General features: G+C 64.8%; 19 protein-coding genes and 2 tRNA genes. 16 read left to right on the forward strand and 5 right to left on the reverse strand.

The window, feature by feature from the left end:
• Positions 1-124 precede the first annotated feature (124 nt).
• The 6 genes from ilvD to metG all read left to right on the forward strand — a co-directional run bounded on the left by ilvD (position 125) and on the right by metG (position 9,274).
• Positions 125-1,825: a dihydroxy-acid dehydratase gene (gene ilvD, locus AC4D14_RS02020; RefSeq protein WP_490899914.1), complete on the forward strand. Its 1,701-nt coding sequence runs from the start codon at positions 125-127 to the stop codon at positions 1,823-1,825.
• A 465-nt stretch (positions 1,826-2,290) separates the two neighbouring features.
• Positions 2,291-4,180: an acetolactate synthase large subunit gene (locus AC4D14_RS02025; protein WP_490899915.1), complete on the forward strand. Its 1,890-nt coding sequence runs from the start codon at positions 2,291-2,293 to the stop codon at positions 4,178-4,180.
• 2 nt (positions 4,181-4,182) lie between these two features.
• Positions 4,183-4,695 (forward strand): acetolactate synthase small subunit, encoded by a 513-nt coding sequence (gene ilvN, locus AC4D14_RS02030; protein WP_490899916.1) that lies wholly within the window; start codon positions 4,183-4,185, stop codon positions 4,693-4,695.
• A gap of 57 nt (positions 4,696-4,752) precedes the next feature.
• The gene (gene ilvC / locus AC4D14_RS02035; RefSeq protein ID WP_490899917.1) at positions 4,753-5,778 is read left to right on the forward strand and encodes a ketol-acid reductoisomerase; all 1,026 of its coding nucleotides are present in this window, start codon (positions 4,753-4,755) and stop codon (positions 5,776-5,778) included.
• Positions 5,779-5,958: 180 nt separating this feature from the next.
• The gene (gene serA / locus AC4D14_RS02040) at positions 5,959-7,548 is read left to right on the forward strand and encodes a phosphoglycerate dehydrogenase (protein ID WP_490899918.1); all 1,590 of its coding nucleotides are present in this window, start codon (positions 5,959-5,961) and stop codon (positions 7,546-7,548) included.
• 160 nt (positions 7,549-7,708) lie between these two features.
• Positions 7,709-9,274 (forward strand): methionine--tRNA ligase, encoded by a 1,566-nt coding sequence (gene metG / locus AC4D14_RS02045; protein WP_490899919.1) that lies wholly within the window; start codon positions 7,709-7,711, stop codon positions 9,272-9,274.
• Positions 9,275-9,357: 83 nt separating this feature from the next.
• Here metG and AC4D14_RS02050 read toward each other — a convergent pair whose 3' ends face one another.
• Positions 9,358-9,909, reverse strand: a complete 552-nt coding sequence (locus tag AC4D14_RS02050) for a hypothetical protein (RefSeq protein WP_490899920.1) — start codon at positions 9,907-9,909, stop codon at positions 9,358-9,360.
• 70 nt (positions 9,910-9,979) lie between these two features.
• Complete coding sequence (locus AC4D14_RS02055) at positions 9,980-11,674, reverse strand: ATP-binding response regulator (RefSeq protein WP_490899921.1); 1,695 nt, start codon at positions 11,672-11,674, stop codon at positions 9,980-9,982.
• Positions 11,675-12,190: 516 nt separating this feature from the next.
• Between AC4D14_RS02055 and AC4D14_RS02060 the strand changes: the two genes are divergently transcribed.
• From AC4D14_RS02060 to AC4D14_RS02070, 3 genes are all read left to right on the forward strand, one after another.
• The gene (locus tag AC4D14_RS02060; protein WP_490899922.1) at positions 12,191-13,201 is read left to right on the forward strand and encodes a hypothetical protein; all 1,011 of its coding nucleotides are present in this window, start codon (positions 12,191-12,193) and stop codon (positions 13,199-13,201) included.
• 156 nt (positions 13,202-13,357) lie between these two features.
• Positions 13,358-14,416 carry a 3-isopropylmalate dehydrogenase gene (locus AC4D14_RS02065; protein WP_490899923.1) on the forward strand — a complete coding sequence of 353 codons (1,059 nt, stop codon included), beginning with the start codon at positions 13,358-13,360 and terminating at the stop codon, positions 14,414-14,416.
• Between the two features lie 112 nt (positions 14,417-14,528).
• Positions 14,529-15,635, forward strand: coding sequence for a branched-chain amino acid aminotransferase (locus AC4D14_RS02070; protein WP_490899924.1), 1,107 nt, complete (start codon positions 14,529-14,531; stop codon positions 15,633-15,635).
• Positions 15,636-15,713: 78 nt separating this feature from the next.
• Here AC4D14_RS02070 and AC4D14_RS02075 read toward each other — a convergent pair whose 3' ends face one another.
• The 3 genes from AC4D14_RS02075 to AC4D14_RS02085 form a co-directional block, all read right to left on the reverse strand.
• A complete protein-coding gene (locus tag AC4D14_RS02075) occupies positions 15,714-17,252 on the reverse strand; it encodes a putative bifunctional diguanylate cyclase/phosphodiesterase (protein WP_490899925.1) in 1,539 nt (512 codons plus the stop codon).
• A gap of 5 nt (positions 17,253-17,257) precedes the next feature.
• Complete coding sequence (locus AC4D14_RS02080) at positions 17,258-17,677, reverse strand: DUF7793 family protein (protein ID WP_490899926.1); 420 nt, start codon at positions 17,675-17,677, stop codon at positions 17,258-17,260.
• Positions 17,678-18,508: 831 nt separating this feature from the next.
• Positions 18,509-19,543 carry a hypothetical protein gene (locus AC4D14_RS02085; RefSeq protein ID WP_490899927.1) on the reverse strand — a complete coding sequence of 345 codons (1,035 nt, stop codon included), beginning with the start codon at positions 19,541-19,543 and terminating at the stop codon, positions 18,509-18,511.
• Between the two features lie 233 nt (positions 19,544-19,776).
• On the opposite strand from AC4D14_RS02085, the gene AC4D14_RS02090 reads away from it, so the two are divergent.
• From AC4D14_RS02090 to AC4D14_RS02120, 7 genes are all read left to right on the forward strand, one after another.
• Positions 19,777-19,917 carry a hypothetical protein gene (locus AC4D14_RS02090; protein ID WP_490899928.1) on the forward strand — a complete coding sequence of 47 codons (141 nt, stop codon included), beginning with the start codon at positions 19,777-19,779 and terminating at the stop codon, positions 19,915-19,917.
• 155 nt (positions 19,918-20,072) lie between these two features.
• Complete coding sequence (locus AC4D14_RS02095; RefSeq protein WP_490899929.1) at positions 20,073-20,846, forward strand: fumarylacetoacetate hydrolase family protein; 774 nt, start codon at positions 20,073-20,075, stop codon at positions 20,844-20,846.
• A gap of 5 nt (positions 20,847-20,851) precedes the next feature.
• Positions 20,852-21,142 carry a hypothetical protein gene (locus tag AC4D14_RS02100; RefSeq protein WP_490899930.1) on the forward strand — a complete coding sequence of 97 codons (291 nt, stop codon included), beginning with the start codon at positions 20,852-20,854 and terminating at the stop codon, positions 21,140-21,142.
• Positions 21,143-21,213: 71 nt separating this feature from the next.
• On the forward strand, positions 21,214-22,722 hold the full coding sequence (gltX, locus tag AC4D14_RS02105) for a glutamate--tRNA ligase (RefSeq protein WP_490899931.1): 1,509 nt from the start codon (positions 21,214-21,216) through the stop codon (positions 22,720-22,722).
• 1 nt (position 22,723) lies between these two features.
• Entirely contained in the window at positions 22,724-23,470 is a 747-nt protein-coding gene (locus tag AC4D14_RS02110; RefSeq protein ID WP_490899932.1) for an HAD family hydrolase, read from the forward strand.
• Positions 23,471-23,539: 69 nt separating this feature from the next.
• Positions 23,540-23,611: transfer RNA gene (locus AC4D14_RS02115), tRNA-Gln, on the forward strand.
• A 61-nt stretch (positions 23,612-23,672) separates the two neighbouring features.
• Positions 23,673-23,745, forward strand: a tRNA-Glu gene (locus AC4D14_RS02120).
• Positions 23,746-23,802: the final 57 nt, after the last annotated feature.

Consider the following 23,802-nt stretch of genomic DNA (forward strand, 5'->3'; position numbering starts at 1 on the left):
ACAGCCACACCGTTTTCCACTGTACCGGAGGGGGTGCGGGGCAGCGCGAGCCTGTGGCACCCCTGGGTAACAGGTGGGTCATATAAGTCTTCGCGGCAAGAGAAATACCCATAGACTTTCAGGCATGAGCGTGTCGACCCCTGATATCAAGCCAAGAAGCCGTGCAGTTACCGATGGAATCGAACGGGCCCCCGCCCGGGGGATGCTCCGGGCCGTGGGCATGGGCGATGACGATTTCGTCAAGCCGCAGATCGGCGTTGCAAGTTCGTGGAACGAAATCACCCCCTGCAACCTCTCCCTCAACCGCCTCGCCCAGGGGGCCAAGGAGGGCGTGCACGCAGGCGGCGGGTTCCCCATGCAGTTCGGCACCATCTCCGTCTCCGACGGCATCTCAATGGGCCACGAAGGAATGCATTTCTCCCTTGTCTCCCGTGAAGTGATTGCCGACTCGGTTGAGACGGTCATGGAGGCCGAGCGCATCGACGGCTCAGTCCTCCTGGCCGGCTGCGACAAGTCCCTGCCCGGGATGCTTATGGCAGCAGCCCGGCTCGACCTCGCCAGCGTCTTCCTTTACGCCGGAACGATCATGCCCGGCTGGGTCAAGCTCGAAGACGGCACCGAGAAGGAAGTCACCCTCATCGACGCCTTCGAGGCCGTCGGAGCCTGCGCCGCCGGAAAGATGTCGGTCGGCGACCTCACGCGCATCGAAAAGGCAATCTGCCCCGGAGAAGGCGCCTGCGGCGGCATGTACACGGCGAACACCATGGCCTGCATCGGCGAGGCCCTCGGCATGTCCCTTCCCGGATCGGCCGCACCGCCCTCCGCGGACCGCCGCCGCGACCACTTCGCCCGCCAGTCCGGCGAGGCCGTGGTGAACCTGCTGCGCCTTGGCATCACGGCCCGCGACATCATGACCCGCAAGGCGTTCGAAAACGCCATTGCCGTCACAATGGCCTTCGGTGGCTCGACCAACGCCGTCCTGCACCTTCTCGCCATCGCGCGCGAAGCGGAGGTCGACCTCACCCTTGACGACTTCAACCGCATCGGCGACCGCATTCCCCACCTGGGCGACCTCAAGCCCTTCGGACGTTACGTGATGACCGACGTCGACAAGGTCGGCGGCGTCCCCGTCATCATGCGCGCACTGCTCGACGCCGGCCTCATCCACGGCGACGCCCTCACGGTGACCGGCAAGACGGTCGCTGAGAACCTCGCGGAGATCAACCCGCCGGACCTCGACGGCAAGATCCTGCGCGCCATGGACAATCCCGTCCACAAGACCGGCGGCATCAGCATCCTCAAGGGGACAATGGCCCCTGAAGGGGCCGTCGTGAAGACCGCAGGGTTCGACGCCTCGATCTTCGAGGGGACCGCCCGCGTATTCGAGCGGGAGCAGGGAGCCCTCGCGGCGCTCGCCGAAGGCGCCATCAAGGCCGGCGATGTCGTCGTCATCCGCTACGAAGGCCCCAAGGGCGGCCCGGGAATGCGCGAGATGCTCGCCATCACCGGCGCCATCAAGGGCGCCGGGCTCGGCAAGGACGTGCTCCTGGTGACCGACGGCCGCTTCTCCGGCGGAACCACAGGCCTGTGCATCGGGCACGTGGCCCCCGAAGCGGTCGACGGCGGACCGATCGCCTTCATCCGCGACGGCGACCACATCCGTGTGGACATTCCGAACAAGAGCTTCGACCTGCTTGTCGACGAGGCCGAGCTCGAGGCGCGCAAGGTCGGCTGGGAGCCGCTGCCCGCCCGCTACACCAAGGGCGTCCTGGCGAAGTACGCCAAGCTCGTCCACTCGGCCTCCGAAGGGGCGTACTGCGGCTAGAACTTCCCAAGGGTGCCACGCGCTGAGGCGCATGGCACCCTTGGGACCTGCCCGACCGTGCGGAATCCTGCTGCTTTGAGGGCAGGTTCCGGCGTGTCGGCCGCAACGCGCGGCGCCTTTGCGCTCCGCCGGACCAAAGCCGCAGGATTCGACGCACCGATCGCCCGAACCGTTCGAAGCACATCAGTTAATGTCCACTAACTGGACTTCCGTGTCCAGTATGTGAGACAGGAAGAGGTGCTGTTGACACTGCATCACCTCTAAAGGGAGACTTCAAGCATGCAGCCAGTGAACGTCGGAGTCGTCCTTATCAAGCGCGTGGCCTAAAGCCCGTCTGGTAATTCCAACGTCACGCGCAACCCCTCACGGAGCCAACCAGGCTGAGGGGTTTTTTTGTTTCCACAAGACAGAGCGCGCAACTGTTCGAGCAAGTCAGTGCACTACCGTTCCAAAGGAAGTTTGCAGATGTCCAAGGGATCGCCAATCAGCCCGGCGCTGATGGCAGCAAGACCAGCCGCGCCCGCTGCCCCAAGCCCGAGCCGGGACCTGGGCCAGCCGGCACCTCAGCCGAGTCCCGTCCGGGGACCGAACAACGTCGTGCCGCCCACCGAGATGCTTGGATCAGCGGCAATTGTGCGGGCACTTGAAGAGCTTGGCGTCGAGGACATTTTCGGACTGCCCGGCGGGGCGATCCTGCCGACGTACGATCCGCTGATGGCGTCCTCGAAGCTGCGCCACATCCTCGTGCGTCACGAACAGGGTGCGGGCCACGCCGCCCAGGGCTACGCGATGGTCACAGGGCGCCCCGGCGTCTGCATCGCGACCTCCGGCCCGGGTGCGACAAACCTCGTCACGGCAATCGCCGACGCCCACATGGACTCGGTTCCCCTCGTTGCGATCACCGGGCAGGTCGCGAGCGCGGTCATCGGCTCCGATGCCTTCCAGGAAGCGGACATCGTGGGCATCACGATGCCGATCACCAAGCACTCCTACCTGGTCACCAACGCGAACGACATCCCCCGCGTCCTCGCCGAAGCGTTCCACATCGCCTCGACCGGCCGGCCCGGTCCGGTGCTTGTCGATATCGCCAAGGACGCCCAGCAGGGCAAGATGACTTTCTCCTGGCCCCCGAAAATCGACATCCCCGGCTACCGCACCGTCGTCCGCGGGCATGCCAAGCAGGTCCGCGAGGCCGCGCGTCTGATCTCTGAATCACGGCGCCCGGTGTTCTATGTCGGCGGCGGAGTGGTCAAGGCCCACGCCTCGGCCGAGCTGAAGGAACTCGCCGAACTCGTCGGCGCGCCGGTAGTGACCACGCTGATGGCCCGGGGCGTGTTCCCCGACTCCCACCCCCAGCACGTCGGAATGCCCGGCATGCACGGCTCCGTATCTGCCGTGACGGCCCTGCAGCAGTCGGACCTGCTGATCACGCTCGGCGCCCGCTTCGACGACCGCGTCACCGGCGTCCTCTCGAGCTTCGCTCCCGGCGCCAAGGTCATCCACGCCGACATCGACCCGGCTGAAATCTCCAAGAACCGCACGGCCGACGTGCCGATCGTCGGTTCCGTCAAGGAGATCATCCCCGAACTCATCCAGGCGGTCCGGGAGCACCACGCCAGTGCCGGTGCGCCGGATATCTCCACTTGGTGGAACACCATCAACCGGCTCCGCGAGACCTACCCGATCGGCTTCACCCAGCCGGACGACGGCCACTCCGCGCCGCAGCAGGTCATCAAGCGCATCGGTGAACTCACCGGACCCGAGGGCGTCTTCGTGGCCGGCGTCGGCCAGCACCAGATGTGGGCGGCGCAGTTCATCAAGTACGAACGGCCCCACGCCTGGCTGAACTCCGGCGGCCTGGGCACCATGGGCTACTCGGTGCCCGCAGCCATGGGCGCGAAGGTCGGCAACCCCGACCGCGTTGTCTGGGCGATCGACGGTGACGGCTGTTTCCAGATGACCAACCAGGAACTGGCCACCTGCGTCATCAACAATATTCCGATCAAGGTCGCGGTCATTAACAACTCCTCCCTGGGCATGGTCCGCCAGTGGCAGACGCTGTTCTACGAGGGCCGTTACTCCAACACCGACCTGAACACCGGACACAACACCGTCCGCGTTCCCGACTTCGTGAAGCTCGCCGACGCCTACGGGTGTGCGGGGCTGCGCTGCGAACGCGACGAGGACATCGACGCCACCATCCAGCAGGCCCTTGCGATCAACGACCGGCCCGTGGTTGTTGACTTCGTCGTCAGCCGCGATTCGATGGTCTGGCCGATGGTCCCCTCCGGCGTCAGCAACGACCTCATCCAGATCGCCCGCAATCTGACCCCCGAGTGGGAGCAGGAGGACTAACCATGGCGCGTCATACACTTTCCGTCCTCGTCGAAGACGTTCCGGGTGTCCTCACCCGGGTTGCGAGCCTTTTCGCCCGCCGCGCCTTCAACATCAATTCTCTTGCCGTCGGCCCCACCGAGATTCCGGGAATGTCCCGGATGACGGTCGTGGTCGAGGCGGAGGGTGACCTGCTGGAGCAGGTCACCAAACAGCTCAACAAGCTCATCAACGTCATCAAGATTGTTGAGCTCGTTCCCGAATCCTCAGTGCAGCGTGACCACATCCTGGTCAAGGTGCGCGCTGATGCCTCAACGAGGCTGCAGGTAACCCAGGCAGCCGACCTTTTTCGGGCCTCCGTGGTGGACGTTTCAACCGATTCGTTGATCATTGAGGCGACGGGCACCCAGGAGAAGCTTTCGGCGCTGTTGTCGGTGCTGGAGCCGTTCGGTGTCCGGGAGATCGTCCAATCCGGAACCCTTGCCGTCAGCCGCGGTGCGAAATCAATGAGCGATCGAGCCCTTCGCAGCGCCTGACCGGCCAGTCTTTCCCACTAAGCGTTTTCGATTATCACCACTAGAGGAGACATCCACGTGACCGAGTTGTTCTACGACGACGATGCAGACCTTTCAATCATCCAGGGCCGCACCGTTGCCGTCATCGGCTATGGCAGCCAGGGCCACGCCCACGCACTCAGCCTCCGCGACTCCGGCGTCGACGTCCGCGTCGGCCTTAAGGAAGGGTCGAAGTCACGTGCAAAGGCCGAGGCCGAGGGCCTGCGGGTGCTCTCCGTGGCCGAGGCCACGGCGGAAGCGGACCTGATCATGATCCTCACCCCCGACCAGGTCCAGCGACACGTCTATGCCGATGACATCGCCCCCAACCTCCAGGCCGGCGACGCCCTGTTCTTCGGGCACGGCTTCAACATCCGCTACGGCTACATCAAGCCGCCGGCAGACGTCGACGTCGCCCTTGTGGCCCCGAAGGGGCCCGGCCACATCGTGCGGCGTGAATTCGAGGCCGGCCGCGGCGTGCCCGACCTTATTGCCGTCGAGCAGAACCCTTCAGGCAAGGCCCGTGAGCTTGCCCTCTCCTACGCGAAGGCCATCGGCGGAACCCGCGCCGGCGTCATCGAAACCACCTTCACCGAAGAGACCGAAACCGACCTCTTCGGTGAGCAGGCCGTTCTCTGCGGCGGTGCCTCGCAGCTGATCATGTACGGCTTCGAGACCCTCACCGAGGCCGGCTACAAGCCAGAGGTCGCCTACTTCGAGGTGCTCCACGAACTGAAGCTCATTGTCGACCTCATGGTCGAAGGCGGCATCGCCAAGCAGCGGTGGAGCGTCTCCGACACCGCCGAGTACGGCGACTACGTCTCGGGCCCGCGCGTCATCGATCCGTCGGTCAAGGAGAACATGAAGGCGGTGCTCGCCGACATCCAGAACGGCGCCTTCGCCAAGCGGTTCATCGACGACCAGGACGCCGGAGCACCGGAGTTCGCGGCGCTGCGCAAGAAGGGCGAGGACCACCCGATCGAAAAGACCGGCCGGGAACTGCGCAAGCTCTTCTCCTGGATCAAGACGAACGACGACTACACCGAAGGCTCGGTCGCGCGCTAGCGTCAACTCTCCTGAACGGCTCGGCCAAGGGAGGCCGGACTTCCAGCGTGGCTGCATCAGCGATGCGGTCCCGTGGAAGCCCGGCCTTTCCTTGCGTGTCGGGCCCCCATCCGCGGAGCGATTCCCAATGATCCGCCACCGCCGCCCAAGTACAAGCCCGCCCAGCAGTGAAGGAACCTTGTGGAAAAGCCCGTAGTTCTCCTTGCCGAAGAGCTCTCACCAGCAACAGTTGACGCCCTCGGACCGGACTTCGAGATCCGCATCACCGACGGCTCCGACCGCGCGCAGCTCCTTGCGGCGATCACCGACGTCGACGCGATCCTGGTGCGTTCCGCAACCCGGGTGGATGCCGAGGCGATCGCGGCAGCACCCAAGCTGAAGGTCATCGCCCGGGCCGGCGTGGGGCTCGACAACGTCGATATCCCCGCGGCCACGCAGGCGGGCGTCATGGTGGTGAACGCGCCGACCTCGAACATCATCTCGGCGGCCGAACTGACCGTTGGCCATATCCTCAGCCTCGCCCGCCACATCCCGCAGGCAAGCGCCGCGCTCAAGGGCGGGGAGTGGAAGCGCTCGAAGTACTCAGGGACCGAGCTGTATGAGAAGAAGATCGGGATCATCGGCCTTGGACGCATCGGCGCGCTGGTCGCGGCACGGCTCCAGGGCTTCGGCACCGAGATCCTGGCCTATGACCCGTATGTGACCTCGGCGCGCGCCGCTCAGCTCAACGTGCAGCTTGTCACCCTCGACCAGCTTCTCGAAGAGGCGGACTTCGTCACGATCCACATGCCGAAGACGCCGGAGACCGTCGGGATGCTCGGTGCGGCCGCCTTCTCGAAGATGAAGAACTCCGCCTGCGTCGTCAATGTGGCCCGCGGCGGGCTGATCGATGAGGAAGCCCTCTTCACCGCGCTGACCGAGGGCCAGATCGCAGGAGCCGGTGTCGACGTCTTCGTCGCGGAGCCGAGCACCGACCTTCCCTTCTTCGCACTCGACAACGTCATCGTCACCCCGCACCTTGGGGCCTCAACGGTCGAGGCGCAGGAAAAGGCGGGTGTGTCGGTGGCGAAGTCAGTGCGCCTCGCGCTGGCCGGTGAGATCGTGCCCGACGCCGTCAACGTGGCCGGGGGAGTGATCGACCCGGCGGTGCGCCCCGGCATTCCATTGATGGAGAAACTGGGGCGGATCTTCACGGCACTGACCCATGACTCGCCGACGCACATCGAGATTGAGGTGGCCGGAGAAATCGCCTCCCTCGATGTGAAGTCGCTTGAACTCGCGGCCCTCAAGGGCGTGTTCACCGACGTTGTCTCCGAGCAGGTGTCCTATGTGAACGCGCCGGTGCTCGCAGAGCAGCGCGGGATCGCCACCCGGCTGATCACCACCGGGGAATCCGAGGAGTACCGGAACGTGCTGCGGATCCGCGGTGCGCTCTCGGACGGCTCCCAGATCTCCGTTGCGGGAACACTCACCGGGCCGAAGCAGATCGAGAAGCTCGTGGGCGTCAACGGCTACGACCTCGAGATTCCCATCAGCGAGCACCTCCTCGTGATCATGTATGCCGACCGCCCCGGAGTGATCGGCGCCCTCGGACGCCTGCTGGGGGAGAAGGACATCAACATCGCGGGAATGCAGGTTGCCCGCAACCAGGAGGGAGGCCAGGCGCTTTCCCTCCTGACCGTCGACAGTTCAGTGCCCCAGGCCGTGCTCGACGCCATCAAGGCCGAAATCGGTGCGACGGTGGCTCGCGAGGTAGACCTGCAGCCCTGATGCCGGTCCCCGGGGCCGCGCCTCCCCGCCGTCCACCGACGGCGGGGAGGCGTCCTGCTCCCCGGAATGTCGTGCGTCCGGGCCGGCCGGGCGTGGTACTCGGACTGCCCGCCGGGCGGACGAAATCGGCAAACCACTTCAGACAGGGTAATTTCATACAGTGACCTCCTCGCAGCTGCCCTTCTACCTCACGACCGCGATATCCTACCCGAACGGCGTCCCGCACATCGGCCACGCCTACGAGGCGATCGCAGCCGACGCCCTCGCCCGCTTCAAGCGGCTCGACGGATACGACGTTCGGTTCCTCACGGGAACCGACGAACACGGGTTGAAGATGCAGCAGACCGCCGACAAGGAGGGCATCCCCGTACGGGAGCTTGCCACTCGCAATGCTCAGGCGTTCAAGGACATGAACGACGCCGTCGGATCCTCCTACAGCCGTTTCATCCGCACCACGGACGCCGACCATTACGCTGCCGCTTCCGAGATCTGGCGCCGGATGGAAGCCAACGGCGACATCTACCTCGACAAGTACGCCGGATGGTACTCCGTCCGCGATGAAGCCTTCTGGGGCGAGGACGAGACCGAACTGCGCGACGACGGGATCCGGTACGCCAAGGAGACCGACACCGAAGTGACGTGGACGGAAGAGGAGAGCTACTTCTTCCGGCTCTCCTCCTACCAGGACCGCCTGCTTGACCACTACGCCCGGAACCCCGAATTCGGAGCGCCGCAGCCGAGGTTCAACGAGGTGATCAGTTTCGTCAAGCGGGGCCTCGAAGACCTGTCGATCAGCCGCACCACCTTTGACTGGGGTGTCCCGGTCCCGGGCGACCCGAAGCACGTTATGTACGTCTGGGTCGATGCGCTGACAAACTACCTCACCGGCGCCGGATTCCCCGACACCGATTCCGAGTCCTTCCGCAAGTACTGGCCGGCCGACGTCCACATCATCGGCAAGGACATTTCGAGGTTCCACGCGGTGTACTGGCCAGCCTTCCTCATGTCGGCCGGGCTCGAGCTGCCCGCGCGCATCATGATCCACGGGCATCTGCACAACAAGGGCATCAAGATGTCGAAGTCCCTCGGCAACGTTGTTGCTCCGCAGGACTGGGTCGACCAGTACGGGCTGGACGCCGTTCGCTTCTTCCTGCTGCGGGAGGTGCCTTTCGGCGCTGACGGCTCCTACAGCCACGAAGCTGTCGTGGGGCGGAAGAACGCCGACCTCGCGAACAACTTCGGCAACCTCGCCCAGCGTTCACTGTCAATGGTGGCAAAGAACTGCGCGGGGCGGGTTCCCCAGCCTGCCGAATTCAGCGCCGCAGATACGGCAATGCTTGAAAGTGCGGAGTCCCTCCTCGAGACCTGCCGCGCGGCCTTCGACCGGCAGGAGTTCTCCCGTGCCCTCGAAGCTGTCTGGAACGTGCTGGGCGACACCAACGCCTACTTCGCCGATCAACAGCCCTGGGTGCTGCGAAAGACCGACGTCGAGCGCATGAACACCGTGCTATACGTGACCCTCGAAGTGCTGCGGATCGTCTCGATACTCGCGCAGCCCGTAATGCCCGGGAGCACAGCGCGCATGCTCACCTCCCTCGGTCAGGGAACGCAGGACGGCGACGAGCGGCGGACCTTCGCCGCGATCGAACGCCGCATCGACGCCGGCATCGAGCTTCCCGCGCCGGTTCCCGTGTTCCCCAAGTACGAGGAGCCCGCGGAGGACTGACCGCGGGCGCCGGGCGCAGCAGCGGCCGGCCAGCGACGGTGCCAGCAGCAGTGCTGGGTTGGTTCATGCCCTGAGGAACGCGTTCAGTGAAGCAGGAAACGCTTCCCTGCGGTCTGCCGCATGATCGCGGCCACCGCCTCCTGCTGGTCCCGGGCCTTCTCCAGCAGGTGTTTCAATGCCTCTGGATCGAGCGCCGGTTCCCTGCGGCCGGCGGGAGTTTCCGCGAGGACAAGGAGGGTGTCCCACAGCGCTTCCTTGCCGCGGAGCAGGGACTGCAGGGCCTCAAGCTCAAGCTGGGCGCCTTCCCCGGACGGGCTGCGCAGGACGTTGAGCGGATTGACGGCCGCCACCCGCGCACCTGCGTGGGCGAGGACCATCTTGATCTTCCCCGGCCGGTGGCCGAGCCGCTTAATGAGTTTCTTCAAGCCCGCGCGTTCCTTCGCGACGTCCCGCCCCAGCGCGGTGAGCACCTTCCCATGCTCCGTCCCGGCCCAGGACTGCCCGACGGACTTGAAGAGCCGCACACCGTTCGTCGCACCGAGCAGGTGGGTATCGAGATAACCGGTGAGGGTCCCCAGATCGAGGCCACCGCCTGTCGTCGTGGTTGTTTCCAATGCCTGCGCGTTCACGTCCATATGTCGATCCTTCCCAGTGCTCGGTGTGATGTAAAGCCTGCCCTGAATGCGCAGTGGTCGATAACGGGCATCATCCCCGAGCTGGTTCGGGTCCTGCGCCAACCGGCAGGAGCACCGATACCTTCGTCCCTTGGCCGACGGCCGACTCGATCGATATGGAACCGGAGTGTGCTTCGAGCGTGCGCTTCGCGATGGCCAACCCAACACCGACACCAGGAATTGCTGTCTCATTCGCATTGGAGCCGCGGTAGAAGCTGTCGAAAAGCCGCGGGAGGTCGTCGTCGGGAATGCCTATGCCGGTATCGCGCACTTCGACCTCAACCATGCCCCGGTCGGCCCGGCTTCCGGCATTGACCTCAACACGGCCGCCCGATGAAGTGAACTTCACGGCGTTCGAAACGATGATTCCCAGCGCCTCCTGCAGTTGGTCCCTGTTGCCGGCAACGGTGATCTTCTCCTCCGGCACCGAGAAGTAGAGTTCGAGGCCCTTTGCGGCCGCTGCGGCGCGCGAGGCTGCCACGGCGTCGGACACGGCCCCGTAGATATCGACGGGGAACTGCGCAAGGGCGTCGTCATTAGTCGGCGTTAGTGCGGTGATGTTTTCGATCAGACTGCGGAGCCGTGTGGTGTTGCGCTCCACTGCCTCAAGCATGTTGCGGGCGGCGTCGGGCAGCTGCCCGCCCGATCCATCGAGGATCATCTCGAGGTAGCCGGCCATCGAAGCGAGGGGAGTGCGCAATTCGTGGTTGACCGTGCCCACGAAGTCGCTTTTGGCCTTGTTGAGCCTGCGCAGTTTTTCGACGGCCTGCTGCTGCCGGGTGATCAGTTGTCCCTGGATCAGGCCGTGGGCGAAGTTGCCGAGAACGTGCTGGGTGAGCGAGTTCTCGACCGGCGTCCACTCGAGCGGTTTCCGGTTGTTAATCAGCCACACGAGACCGAAGGGCGTTACTCCCTCGCCGACGGCCAGCACGACGCCGGATACGATGGCGTCGCCGTCCGTGTCGGCACCGGTCTCGTCATCGACCTCGTCAAAATCATCGGGGGCATTGGCGGCCAGAGGCAGCCGTTCACCAGCGGAGTCCTCCCACAGCCTCACCGCAAGGGACCGCGCGCGGCCACTGCGGGCCAGTGCGGGAACCTGGAGGCGTCCGGCTGATGGGTGCGCCCAAGAGGAGCTCAGATCGGGAACGCGTTCGTCAGCGAAAATCTGGAGGACCACGAAGTCGGATCCCAAGGCGAGCCCGAGCCCGCGGAGGAAGTTTTCCACCATCGCGACCGGACTGTTGGTGGCCCGGATACCTGCCGAAATTTCACGCATCTGTTCTCGCAGCAGGGAGGCTGCTTCGCGCTGCACCCGGTGATTGCGGCGACGGGCGATGGCGGAACCCGCACGTTGGACGATGTCGCGGCGGTCGAACGGCCGGAAAACGAAATCGGTCACCGGTTGTTCCAGGGGGCCGGTCGGATCCGCCAGGCCGGTATCGGGGAGCAGCAGGATGACGGGAAGGCCAGCAAGCCGGTGATCGGACTCAACCGCTCCCGCGAGATCCCTGCCGCACTCCGGCGCAAGGGCCGCATCGAGGAAGATGACATCCGGCGTGGTTTGGCGAAGGGTGCCAAGGAGCGCCGTCGTTGATGCAACAACCACCGCCGCGTAGCCGGCATCGCGAAGGATCGCGCACAGCTCGTCAATGTCATTGCCCGGAGGCGCGGCTACGAGAGCGGTGCCGCCGAACCCGGCCCAGCTTGTGTCTTCCCTACTCACGGCGTCCCTTCCGCACTCCATACTTTCGCTCACCCTATCCGACGGGGTGGGTCGTGTCAGGCCGTTCGGACACCGTTGTCCTGCTGATTTCTCCGATTGGTCCACCCATCGGAGAAAAGGGCAGCTTCTGATGCCGCCCGGGCAGCACGGGCGGCGGCCGACGGCGCAATGCCGCGGCGTCGACGGGACTCCTGTCTGGGACATGTGTGCCTGCACCGCGGCGGGCAGGCGCAGCATTATCGTCATCGCTACTTATGGCCCGGCATCCCTTTGGCGAGTAACCCGGCACTGCCTACTTGGTACCCCTTCCAAGAGACGAGTACCAATCACTCGGGCTTCTCATTGCGGCCGTTCCTAGCCTGAGAAACGTAAGCAACTGATGATTCTGCTGGGGAAACATCAAGCTTTACGACAGCGCCCTTGGCCCTGGGGACAATTGCCTCAGGACCCCGTGAAGCCGTCATGTTCCCGCCCCAGAGTGGTCAGTCGAGACTCCCATCTGGACGGAGAACCACAATGAAACGTGTTCTAACAACTGTCGGGCTTCTGGGCTACGCGCTCGCCTCGACGGCAGCCCCCGCCTTCGCAACGGATCCCGCCAATCCCGGGTGCCAACCCACTGTGACGAACCCTTCCGTGCCGAGCGAGGACGGCAACGGCAACGGCAACGGCAATAACGGCAACAACGGCAACGGCAACGGCAACAACGGCAACGGCAACGGCAACAACGGCAACGGCAACGGCAACAACGGCAACGGCAACGGTAAGGACAAGAGCGGCATCTCGATGGGCATCGCGACGGTCAGTACCACGACGGATTGCCCCGGTGGAGAGCACCCGGAGCACCCGGAGCACCCGGAGCACCCGGAGCACCCGGAGCACCCGGAGCACCCGGAGCACCCGGAGCACCCGGAGCACCCGGAGCACCCGGAGCACCCGGAGCACCCGGAGCACCCCGAGCACCCCGAGCACCCGGAGCACCCGGAGCACCCCGAGCACCCGGGGACGCCGGGCTCACCAGGGACGCCGGGCTCACCAGGGACGCCGGGCTCACCAGGGACGCCGGGCTCACCAGGGACGCCGGGAGAGCCAGGGGCACCCGGAGAGCCAGGGGCACCCGGAGAGCCAGGGGCACCGGGGGCACCCGGGGCACCCGGAGCACCGGGGGCACCCGGAGAGCCAGGGGCACCCGGAGCACCCGGAGCACCGGGGGCACCAGGAGCACCGGGGGCACCAGGAATGCCGGGAGCACCGGGGGCGCCCGGAGCACCAGGGGCACCAGGCACCCCCGGGGTCAACGCTCCAACGGTCGTAGCACCGAGGGCGAATGTTCCAGTCACCGCTGTCCCCGCTTCCGGAACCGGAGCTGTACGCTCAAACGCCGGCTACAACGTCCAGACGGCGGCGAGCGCACCCTCCGACGATCCAGGGCAGGCCTGGCTCGGTGGACTGGCAGTCACCGCGTTGACCGGGGCAGCGATCGTCGCGGGCCGCTCGATGCAACGAATCCGCACTTCAAACACCTGAGAATGAGAAGCGAAACAGGTGCCGCGCTCCGGTGCGGCACCTGTTTCGCTCTTCCCATCCCGAAGCGGGCACTGACCGATTCTGGAAGGGGTGGACGTTGTCTCAAAAGCTGAGACTGATTGTCCAGCCACCGAGCACCGTCCCTAACCTGATGCAATGGCTGTCACTAATCCACGCATCGATCTCGCCGTCATCCCTGGTGACGGCATTGGCCCGGAAGTCACTGCGGAAGCTGTGAAGGTGCTTTCGGCAGTTCTCAAGGGCTCGGCTGACCTGCAGTTCACCCACTACAAGCTTGGCGCCCAACATTGGCTCAAGACGGGGGAGACCCTGCCGGACGAGACGCTCGCCCGTCTGCGGACCCACGATGCGATCCTCTTCGGCGCCGTCGGTGCAGCCCCCGGCGACTCCCGCATTCCATCGGGCCTCATCGAGCGCGAGCTTCTCCTTAAACTGAGGTTCTCGCTCGACCACTACGTCAACCTTCGCCCCTCCGTGCTCTACTCCGGCGTGGAAAGCCCGCTTGCGAATCCAGGACCCATAGATTTCGTGGTGGTCAGGGAAGGCACCGAGGGCCCCTATGCAGGCAACGGTGGAACCCTCCGCTCCGGCACTCCGCACGAGATCGCCACCGAAGTTTCCCTCAATACGGCACATGGCGTGGAGCGGGTGGTGCGGGATGCCTTCCGCAGGGCGAACGGGCGGAAGCGCAAGAAGGTCACCCTGGTGCACAAACACAACGTGCTCGTCTACGCCGGCCACTTGTGGAAGCGGACGGTGGAAGCCGTAGCCGCCGAGTACCCCGAGGTCACCCACGACTATCTACACGTCGACGCGGCGATGATCTTCCTCGTCACTGATCCATCGCGGTTCGACGTCATCGTCACTGACAACCTTTTCGGCGACATCCTCACGGACCTCGCCGCCGCAGTGACAGGCGGGATCGGCCTGGCGGCCTCGGGCAACCTCAACATGGACCGCACTGCGCCGTCGATGTTCGAGCCGGTCCATGGGTCCGCGCCGGACATCGCTGGCCAGCAAAAAGCCGATCCCACAGCGGCGATCCTCTCGGCGGCATTGCTCCTGCGCCATCTTGGCTTCGACGAAGCCGCCGACCGCATCGACCAGGCCGTCGAAGCGGATGTCGCCGGGCGTGCCGGAAGGGCACGCACGACGCCGGAGGTGGGCGATGCTATTGCGGCCGCCGTGTCCTAAGCTGGTTAGGAATTATTAACCCAGCATCGGCTGTCGGCCGGAGCTGACCACTGACTGCAGCTGTTTCACGCACCCACGCCCTGGAACAGCAGCAGGCCATCGCGGAGGAATGATGACAGCCACGGATCTGGAGTTCGCCCAGCATCTCTCGACAAGCCCCAAGACCGCCGAGCAGCGCGCCGCAATCCTCGCCAACCCCGGCTTTGGGAACCACTTCACCGACCACACCGCCGTGGTCGACTACTCGGTCGACGAGTCAGGGACCGGCAGCTGGAGCAATGCACGGCTGGAACCGTACGGACCCATCTCGCTCGATCCCGCCGCGGCGGTCCTGCACTACGGGCAGGAGATCTTTGAGGGAATGAAGGCGTACCGCCATGCGGACGGTTCCGTCTGGACCTTCCGGGCCGACGCCAACGCTGCGCGGCTCAACCGCTCGGCCGCGCGCCTCGCGCTGCCCCAGCTTCCCGAAAACATCTTCCTCGAGTCGCTGCGTCAGCTCGTTGCGGCGGACCAGGACTGGATACCCACCGGCGACGGCGAAAGCCTTTACCTGCGCCCCTTCATGATCGCCACCGAGGCGTTCCTTGGAGTGCGCCCGGCCAGGGAGGTATCGTTCCGCGTCATCGCATCGCCCGCAGGGAACTACTTCGGCGGCGAGGTCAAGCCCGTCTCCATCTGGGTTTCCCGGAACTTCGCACGCGCAGGGCGTGGCGGGACCGGTGCCGCGAAGTGCGGCGGAAACTACGCCGCATCCCTTGCCGCCCAGCTGGAAGCTGAGGCAAACGGCTGCAAGCAGGTTCTGTTCCTCGACCAGTTCAACGACAACGCGGTTGAAGAGCTTGGCGGCATGAACGTCTTCTTCGTCCTTCGGGATGGATCGCTCGTAACCCCCGCGCTCTCTGGAACCATTCTTGAAGGTGTCACCCGTTCGTCGATCATCCAGCTCGGCCGTGACCGCGGGATGAACGTCGTCGAGCGCAAGATCACCCTTGACGAGTGGCGGGATGGCATTGCTTCGGGCGAAATTGCCGAGGTCTTCGCCTGCGGTACGGCCGCCGTGATCACTCCGATCGGACTGCTCAAGGACGGCGAGGAAATCATCGGGGCCCCCGACTCCGAGGCCGGAGAGGTAACGATGTCCATCCGGCGCCAGCTGCTCGGCATCCAGACCGGTGTTGCCGAGGACGTTCACGGCTGGCTTACCCGCCTGGTCTGATCCGGACGGCCGGGCCCTCCGGCCCGGCCGTTCCACGGGGCGCGGTCCGCCGGCAACGGGGGAACAGCGCCCGGAGGCTCAGGACGCCGGGTTGAGGATCTTCCGGTCCGCGAGGAGCTGAGTGATCTCGTCGTACGGGAGGGGCTTGCTGAAGTAGTAGCCCTGGCCGCTTGAGCATCCGATGGCGCTCAACTGGTCGGCCTGCTCTTTGGTTTCAATACCTTCGAAAACGGCTTCAAGCCCCGCTGCGCGGATCAGTTGAAGGATTGCCGCAACAAACTCAAGCTGCCCGGGCTTGGTGTCGAGGTCAACGAGCAGGGACCGGTCAACCTTGACCATGCTCACGGGAAGCTCCCGCAGGTAGCTGATCGAGGAGTAGCCGGTTCCAAAATCGTCGATCTCAATTCCCACGCCAAGCTGCTGGAGGCTCAGGAGGGAGTACATCTCCACCTCGCCACGGGTCACGATCGCCGTCTCGGTGATCTCAATCACGAGGCTCCCGGCGGGAACACCGGTGTCGCGCAGGAGCGACCTCACGAAGTCGACGAGGTCGAGCTGCTTGAGCTCGACGGCAGAGAGGTTGACCTGCACCTGGAAGTCGTCGTCGAGCGTCAGTTCACGCCGCCACGCGGCAAGGTGGTTCAGGGACATCGTCATGACCCAGCGGTCGAGGTCGTGGATTGCCCCGATTTCCTCGGCCAGTGGAATGAAGACATCCGGCGGGATCAGTCCGCGCACGGGGTGCTGCCACCGCACGAGCACCTCGACGCCGAGGATGCGGTTGGTGGCAAGCTCAACGAGCGGCTGGTAGTGCAGGATCAGCTCGTCGCGCCCGATCGCACCTCGCAGCTCCGAAGCCATCTGGCTGCGCAGCTGCCTCGAGTACTGCATCATCGGTTCGAAGACCTTGATGATGTTTCTTCCCTCGCGCTTTGCCGCGTACATGGCGGTGTCGGCGTCGAGCAGGATGTCGTCCGCGGTTTGGTGGGCTTCCCCGAGGCGTACCCCGATGCTCGCCCGTGAGTGCACCCGAAGATCCTCAAGTTCCATGATCTCCCCGAGCACTTCAAGCGCCCTGCGCGCCACGCGCATCGCGACCTCCATCGTCGCGGCCGGGATCAGGATGGCGAACTCGTCGCCGCCGAGGCGGGCCACGAGGTCGCTGGACCTCACCACCTTGTTAAGCCTCGCCGCGACCTCCTGCAGCACACGGTCGCCCGCGTCGTGTCCGAAGCGGTCGTTGACGTTCTTGAACGAGTCAAGGTCAAGGAGGATCAGGGCCGGCGGTGCGTCACCGTTTTCCGCGCGGACGAGCGCGGCTTCACAGGCTTCCATCAGGGCTACCCGGTTTGCTAGCCCGGTGAGCGCATCGGACATCGCCATTTTCTTCATGTCGTAGTGGGCCTGGCGCAGCATTGCGGTGCGGCTTTCAACCCGCTTCTCGAACTGGTCGTACACCTGCTCGAGCTCCTCGGCGAGGAGATTGAAGCCGGTGATAACCGCATCAACCTCGTCGCGGGCATCCGACGGCTCGATGCGGCTGCTCAGCTCGCCACGCGAAAGACGAACAATGCTATCCACGAGGAGGCTGAGACGTGGATCTTTGTGTGCGCTCATCAATCTCAGGTTACAGTCCGAAATGGCCGCAGCCACGCAAGTGCCTCGGCCTGTGAGCCGAACACATCCACAGGGCAGCCCGGTGTCCGGGCGCCCATGAGGAACGCCGCGAGAACGCGGTCCACCGGACTCGAGCCCACCAGGGCAATGGCCCGGGCCATACGCGCTCCACTGAGGACCGCGCGGGCATCCCTGTCGATCGAAGTAACCCCGCTGATGTCGATGAGCACCGGCCGCGGCACTCCAGCCGCAAGAACGCGTGCCTGCGCTGCCTTCGCCGAGGCGAGTTCCTTCGAGATCCGTTCACCCGGTGGAAAGACAAGCACAGTGATCCCATCCCGGTCCGCTGCTGAAGCCGGAGCCACCTGCGCCCGCTGATCCGCCTGCGACGCGACGAGGCCGTCGTCGTCCGTCAATGTAGTCATTACCATCTCCGCTGCTTTCGGTTCCCCAACCCGTTACCCATCGTCTACGCCCGCGGCTTGAGCTGCGCCTCCGGGGGACCGGGCCGCGGAGCGGCGAAACGCTGCGCCCGGGGCGTCAGCCCCGCAGGGACGGCGGAACGTTCCGGTGCCGCGGAGATCCGAACGGGCGGTGATGCTGCTGCGAGCCGTCGCCGGAGGTGCGAGGCCGGGTGGCTGGCAACTGCGTCGGGTCGCTTCACCGCGATGGATTTATACATATGCTCCCCCAGCATCAATACGGCGGCTGCTCCATGCTCCGCCTTTTCAGCAACTGGCCGCTGGCGCGGGCAATTGCCGGCACTCAGTGGCAATCGGTTGCTGCACAGTCAGGAGCCACATCATGGCCACCGTGTGATGGGGGAAACGTTAGCACCGAAAGTGCTCAAATGTCCGAGGCTTCAGCACCTAATTGGCAACTTGAATTGGGGCGGGAATTCGAGTTGGAGACTATTTCTCATGGGGTGCAGTCGGGACCGGGCTCGGAACGCTTCATCCGCCTCGGCAACGCGGCGCGACTGGAAGGAAACCGGGCGGAAGTGGAACGGGGGAGGGCCAAACCCGGAAAGTCCAATAGGCCGGTGTACCGAGGAACTCCGGCCGCACAATCCGCCTGGCCTCAGCGTGCCTGTGCCAAATGAAGGCGGCCCTGACCGGGGTGGGAGTAATGGGGGAAAACGCCCAGCCCGGCCAGAGCCTAGGAACGACTCTACAAGACCGAGCACCGCATCATGCAAGCCGGCTTAGCTTTTGGGCACGCTACATGACGCCGTATGAAGCCGGAGGCCGCTTCGCCTACCTGCCTTGTACCTCGTGGATCAGGTCGCGTGCTGCTGCTGCGCGGTCGTGAGCGCCCGATCGATCGAACAGCTGCTCGCTTGCTTCGAGGTTGAGAAGGGCTTCCAGCTCGCTGTTTCTTGCACTGAGCGCCCGTCCCAGAAGGTACCGGGCCTCTGCCGCCGTATGGGTTGCTATAAGGGACTCGCGCGTTGTCACGGCTTTGAGCCGCTCGATCGCTGCATCGAACTGTCCGGTAAGTACGAGCCAGTGTGCGCGTGTGAGCGCCAACTCGACCCGGTCCCGTTCGCTGCCGCCGACGATCGAGCTCGCCATCTCGGCCCGGTCGATGCATTCAAGTGTTTCGGGGCCGACGACGCCCGCAGCGAGCCGGCGTTCTGCCGACGCGCGGTTGAAGCGAGCCCAAAGATCCAAGTCGTTCGTTGGGGAAAGATTTTCGGCTGCCAGGCGGTGGTATTTGGTGCCCTCGTCGACCTGCTTCATCATGTAGGCGACATTTCCGATGGCCCAGTAGCTCATGCCTCGGGTCTGGGTGCTCACGCCCTGCTGAAGCAATTCGGCGAGCACCATACATTCTGTCCACGCGATTTCGAGCTGATCACTGTCCGCCAGCGCCGCGATGAGGGCGTTCTGGGCTTCGATCTGCAGGTCCGGCTGCCCGGGCACCTTCGCCGAATATTCGGCCGCACTCCGCGCGAGGGCTACTGCTTCGGTAAGCTCGCCACATCCCTGGAGCGCAAACGATGCAAGAGTGCATACCCGGGCCGTGAGCGCAGTGGACTGTACCGTCATCGGATGTCGCTGAAGAATCCGCGCGACCTCTGCCGACTCCTGCATGAGGCCCTGCTTGCGCAGGCACTCGGCCTGAAGGAAGGTCATGTTCCACCAGGCGTTCTCGTCGTGAAGCTCCTCGGCGAGGGCTACCGCCTGCTTTGCGATGCGGTTTGCATGTTCATAATCCCGCTGGTTCCAGGCATCGCGGGCCTGAAGCTCGAGGAGGACCTGCTCGCCCGGCTTTTCATGCACGGCCATCTCCTCCTTATATATCTGCGCGGCCGCCGGCTGTATCCGGCGGTCCGCTGTACAACTGGAAGCTACTTCCAGGGTCCAGTCTAGGACGTAAGACAGTATCACCAGTGAAAACAAAAAATTGTTACGTTTGGGGCTGGTGTGGCGACTTTTGATTTGTATACTAATAGTGCTATAGCAAGAGCTTGGGACTTCCTTGTCCTATGCGTCCGCCTCAAACCCGAAGGAAATTCACTATGAAGAAAATTGCATCGGCACTCGTGCTGTCCGTGCTGCTCGTCGCCGGCGGAGGCTCTGCCGCATTCGCTGCGGACACGACCGCCAAGTCGGGTTCGGGCACCGTCAGCACCGACCGGGTCAACACCTGGCCTTACTGAACCTGGCGACGGCTGCGCAGTGCCCGCGTTGAGCGGCCCGCGCTTCAACCGCCGTTTTCCAGCCGAATAAGGGCCGTGAACCCGCCTTCTGGGGGGCGAGTTCACGGCCTTTCTGCTGCCCGCGCCGGGATTGGGTGAGGCTGTAGCCTAGGAAAATGCGTATAGCCCGTTTTGTCGTAGATAACGATCCAATGTTCGGAGTGGTTGAAGGGCCTGACGGCGGCGAGGAGGTCGCCGTGATCAACGGCGATCCTTTCTACTCCGGCGTCCAGTTGACCGGTGCCAGGCATGCGCTTGCCGACGTGCGCCTCCTCGCGCCCGTGATTCCGCGGAGCAAGATTGTCGGCATCGGACGCAACTATGCCGACCATGCCGCTGAACTCGGCAACGAGGTGCCCCCGGCTCCGCTCATGTTCCTCAAACCGAACACCTCCGTCATCGGGCCGGGCGATCCGATCCTGCTTCCGTCCTTCTCCGACGAGATTTCCTTCGAAGCCGAGCTGGCCGTGGTGATCGGCCGGATATGCAAGGACGTTCCCCTCGAACGCGTTGACGACGTCGTCTTTGGCTACACCTGCGCCAACGACCTCACCGCCCGCGATATCCAGAAGACCGACAACCAGTGGGCCCGGGCCAAAGGGTTCGACACCTCATGCCCGATCGGGCCGTGGATCGAAACCGACCTTGACCCCGAGAACCTTGCCGTGCGTGGCTCGCTCGACGGCGAGCTGCGTCAGGATGGTTCGACGAGCCAGATGGTCTGGGGGGCAAAGGAACTCGTTTCCTACGTGTCCCAGGCTTTCACCCTGCTGCCCGGAGACATCATCCTCACGGGTACCCCTGCCGGCGTGGGCATGATCACTGATGGTCAGCGGTTCGAAGTTGATATCGAGGGCATTGGCCGGCTGACCAACCCCGCACGCAGGTAGGTCCGGTGGGCGGCGGCGGGTCCCCGGAGCGTCAGCGGCGGCATAGGGGAAGGAGCCGGCAGAACTGGACCTTCGCCTTCGTTGCCGGTTTCGGATTCCTGATCCTGGGACGTGCCGTGCGCATGGCCGCCGGCCCGCAGCTGCTCACCTCGGCAAGTGCCGCGCTCGGATTTGGACTCTTCGCAGCATTCGCCCTGCGGGCGCTGCGGCCGCAGACCCGGATCGAGGTAATGGCCGCAGTGGGACTCACCGTCGCCGCCGCCCTTTTCGGAGGCTGGTACTTCTACCTTCAGTGACCGCCGGGCGCCCACTGCCGAGTGGGCGCGGTGCGGGCCGCCGGGGGACCGCCGACTAGACTTGGCGCATCATGACTACTGCAGCCGATTTCCCCATTGTCACCGATTCCACCCCGGTCCGCGTGCGGTTCTGCCCCTCGCCAACCGGTACGCCGCACGTGGGCCTCATCCGCACCGCGCTTTTCAACTGGGCCTATGCGCGCCATACCGGCGGCGCCCTGGTTTTCCGCATCGAGGACACCGACGCGGCGCGCGACAGCGAGGAAAGCTACCTGCAGCTCCTTGACGCGATGACGTGGCTTGGGATCGACTGGGACGAGGGTGTTGAAGTGGGCGGCCCCCATGGTCCATACCGGCAGTCCCAGCGCGGCGACATCTATCAGGACGTCATCATTCGCCTCGTGGAGGCCGGGCACCTCTACGAATCCTTCTCCACTCCTGAAGAAGTGGAGGAGCGCCACCGCGCGGCCGGTCGCGACGTCAAACTCGGCTACGACAATTTCGACCGCACCCTGAGCGAGGCCCAGCGCGAAGCGTTCCGCGCCGAGGGCCGTGGGGCGGTACTGCGGCTGCGGATGCCCGACGAAGACATCACGTTCAATGACCTGGTCCGCGGCGAGATCACCTTCCGCGCGGGCAGCGTCCCGGATTTCGCCGTGGTGCGCGCCAACGGCGCTCCTCTCTACACCCTCGTCAATCCCGTCGACGACGCGCTCATGGACATCACCCACGTACTGCGCGGCGAAGACCTCCTCTCCTCAACCCCAAGGCAGATCGCCCTCTACCGGGCGCTGATCGATATCGGGGTGGCCAAGCACATGCCGCTCTTCGGCCACCTGCCCTACGTGATGGGGCAGGGGAACAAGAAACTTTCGAAGCGGGACCCCGAGTCGAACCTCTTCCTGCACCGCGAGCGTGGCTTCATCAGGGAGGGGCTGCTCAACTATCTCTCCCTGCTCGGATGGAGCCTGTCGGCGGATGAGGACATCTTCACTGTGGCCCAGCTCGTCGAGAAGTTCGACATCCACGACGTGCTGGCCAACCCTGCCCGTTTCGACCTCAAGAAGGCCGAAGCGATCAATGGAACCCACGTGCGCCTGCTTGAGCCCGAGGACTTCCAGGGCCGGATCGTTCCCTACCTCCAGTCCGCCGGACTCGTGGGGAACCCGCCCTCGGAGCGGGAGTCCGCAGTCATCGCCGAAGCCGCCCCGCTCGTGCAGGAACGCATCACGCTCCTGGGCGAGGCGCCCGAAATGCTCTCCTTCCTCTTCAAGGACGACGACGCGGTCGACATTGCCGACGACGCTCGCAAGGGGCTTCCCGACAACCTCGACGAGGCGCTCGGGCGCGCCCTCGCCGCACTGGAAGCCGTAACCGACTGGAACGCCACCGCAATCCAGGAAGCGCTGCGTGCTGCGCTCGTCGACGAGCTGGGCCTCAAGCCCCGGCTCGCTTTCGGCCCCGTACGCACCGCCGTGTCCGGCCGGCGGATCTCGCCGCCGCTATTCGAGTCGATGGTGATCCTCGGCCGCGAGTCGTCGCTGGAGCGCCTGCGGGCATTCAAGGCAACGGCGGGCTGAAGTGGGCGCTGAGACGGCGGCGGCCGCCGGAGGGCAGCATCCGGTCATCGAGGGCGTGCTGTTCGATATTGACGACACGATTGTCGACCTCGAAAGCGCGATGGGCAGAACCCTTCACACCATCGCCGGCGAGGCCCTGAAGCATCTGACCGAGGATGACTGGGCCGAGTACAAGCAGTTGTTTGCCCAGGACCCGCAGGGCCACTACGAGAACTTCCTGGCAGGCGAAGTGACCTTCGCGGAACAGCGTCTGCGCAGGGCCCGCCACGCTCAGGCACGGTTCGTCGCCGACCCGCTGGAAGGCGAGGCGGCCCACCGCTGGACATCCGCCTACGAAGCCACGCTGCCGCTGCACTTTCGGCCGTACGAGGATGTCCTGCCACTCCTTGACGAACTCGATGCCCGGGGCATCCCCTACGGGGCGGTCAGCAATAACGTCCACGACTACCAGCGGGCAAAACTCGATCGTTCGGGGCTCTCCCGCATCGCACGGCTGGTGGGCATCGACGCCGTCGGTGCCGCCAAGCCCGACCCGGCGATCTTCCTTGAAGGGGCACGCGTTCTGGGGACCTCCCCGGGCAGCACGCTCTACGTGGGAGACAACCCCGTCGTCGATGCCCAGGGAGCCGACGCGGCGGGCCTCGTCGGCGTTTGGCTGGACCGGCGGGGGGCGGCTTTCGAGGGCGCAGTGGCGCGTCGCATCACCGATCTGTCGGACGTTTTGCGATTCCTGCCCAGTATCCGGTAAAGTTATTTCTCGGCGCGGAGCGGTTACGCGACCGGGAGCCAGCACTGATGGGCTTCCGAAAAGTGCCATTGGGGTATGGTGTAATTGGCAACACACTGGTTTCTGGTACCAACATTCTAGGTTCGAGTCCTGGTACCCCAGCGCAGTAAATGCAGTACAGCAGGAAACGTAGTACCAAGCAGTAAAAGGCAATGTCAGTACTGGCCCCATCGTATAGCGGCCTAGTACGCCGCCCTCTCACGGCGGTAACGCGGGTTCGAATCCCGCTGGGGTCACGAAAGTCCTTCAAAGGGACATCGGGAAAAGTCCCGGACACAGAGGTGTCCGGGACT

It is taken from the genome of Arthrobacter sp. TJ-254, assembly GCF_058269175.1.

Coding starts and splice junctions, on each gene's coding strand:
- ilvD (WP_490899914.1), top strand. CDS start 125: ATGAGCGTGTCGACCCCTGATATCAAGCCAAGAAGCCGTGCAGTTACC.
- AC4D14_RS02025 (WP_490899915.1), top strand. CDS start 2,291: ATGTCCAAGGGATCGCCAATCAGCCCGGCGCTGATGGCAGCAAGACCA.
- ilvN (WP_490899916.1), top strand. CDS start 4,183: ATGGCGCGTCATACACTTTCCGTCCTCGTCGAAGACGTTCCGGGTGTC.
- AC4D14_RS02050 (WP_490899920.1), bottom strand. CDS start 9,909: ATGGACGTGAACGCGCAGGCATTGGAAACAACCACGACGACAGGCGGT.
- AC4D14_RS02060 (WP_490899922.1), top strand. CDS start 12,191: ATGAAACGTGTTCTAACAACTGTCGGGCTTCTGGGCTACGCGCTCGCC.
- AC4D14_RS02065 (WP_490899923.1), top strand. CDS start 13,358: ATGGCTGTCACTAATCCACGCATCGATCTCGCCGTCATCCCTGGTGAC.
- AC4D14_RS02070 (WP_490899924.1), top strand. CDS start 14,529: ATGACAGCCACGGATCTGGAGTTCGCCCAGCATCTCTCGACAAGCCCC.
- AC4D14_RS02075 (WP_490899925.1), bottom strand. CDS start 17,252: ATGAGCGCACACAAAGATCCACGTCTCAGCCTCCTCGTGGATAGCATT.
- AC4D14_RS02080 (WP_490899926.1), bottom strand. CDS start 17,677: ATGACTACATTGACGGACGACGACGGCCTCGTCGCGTCGCAGGCGGAT.
- AC4D14_RS02085 (WP_490899927.1), bottom strand. CDS start 19,543: ATGGCCGTGCATGAAAAGCCGGGCGAGCAGGTCCTCCTCGAGCTTCAG.
- AC4D14_RS02090 (WP_490899928.1), top strand. CDS start 19,777: ATGAAGAAAATTGCATCGGCACTCGTGCTGTCCGTGCTGCTCGTCGCC.
- AC4D14_RS02095 (WP_490899929.1), top strand. CDS start 20,073: ATGCGTATAGCCCGTTTTGTCGTAGATAACGATCCAATGTTCGGAGTG.
- gltX (WP_490899931.1), top strand. CDS start 21,214: ATGACTACTGCAGCCGATTTCCCCATTGTCACCGATTCCACCCCGGTC.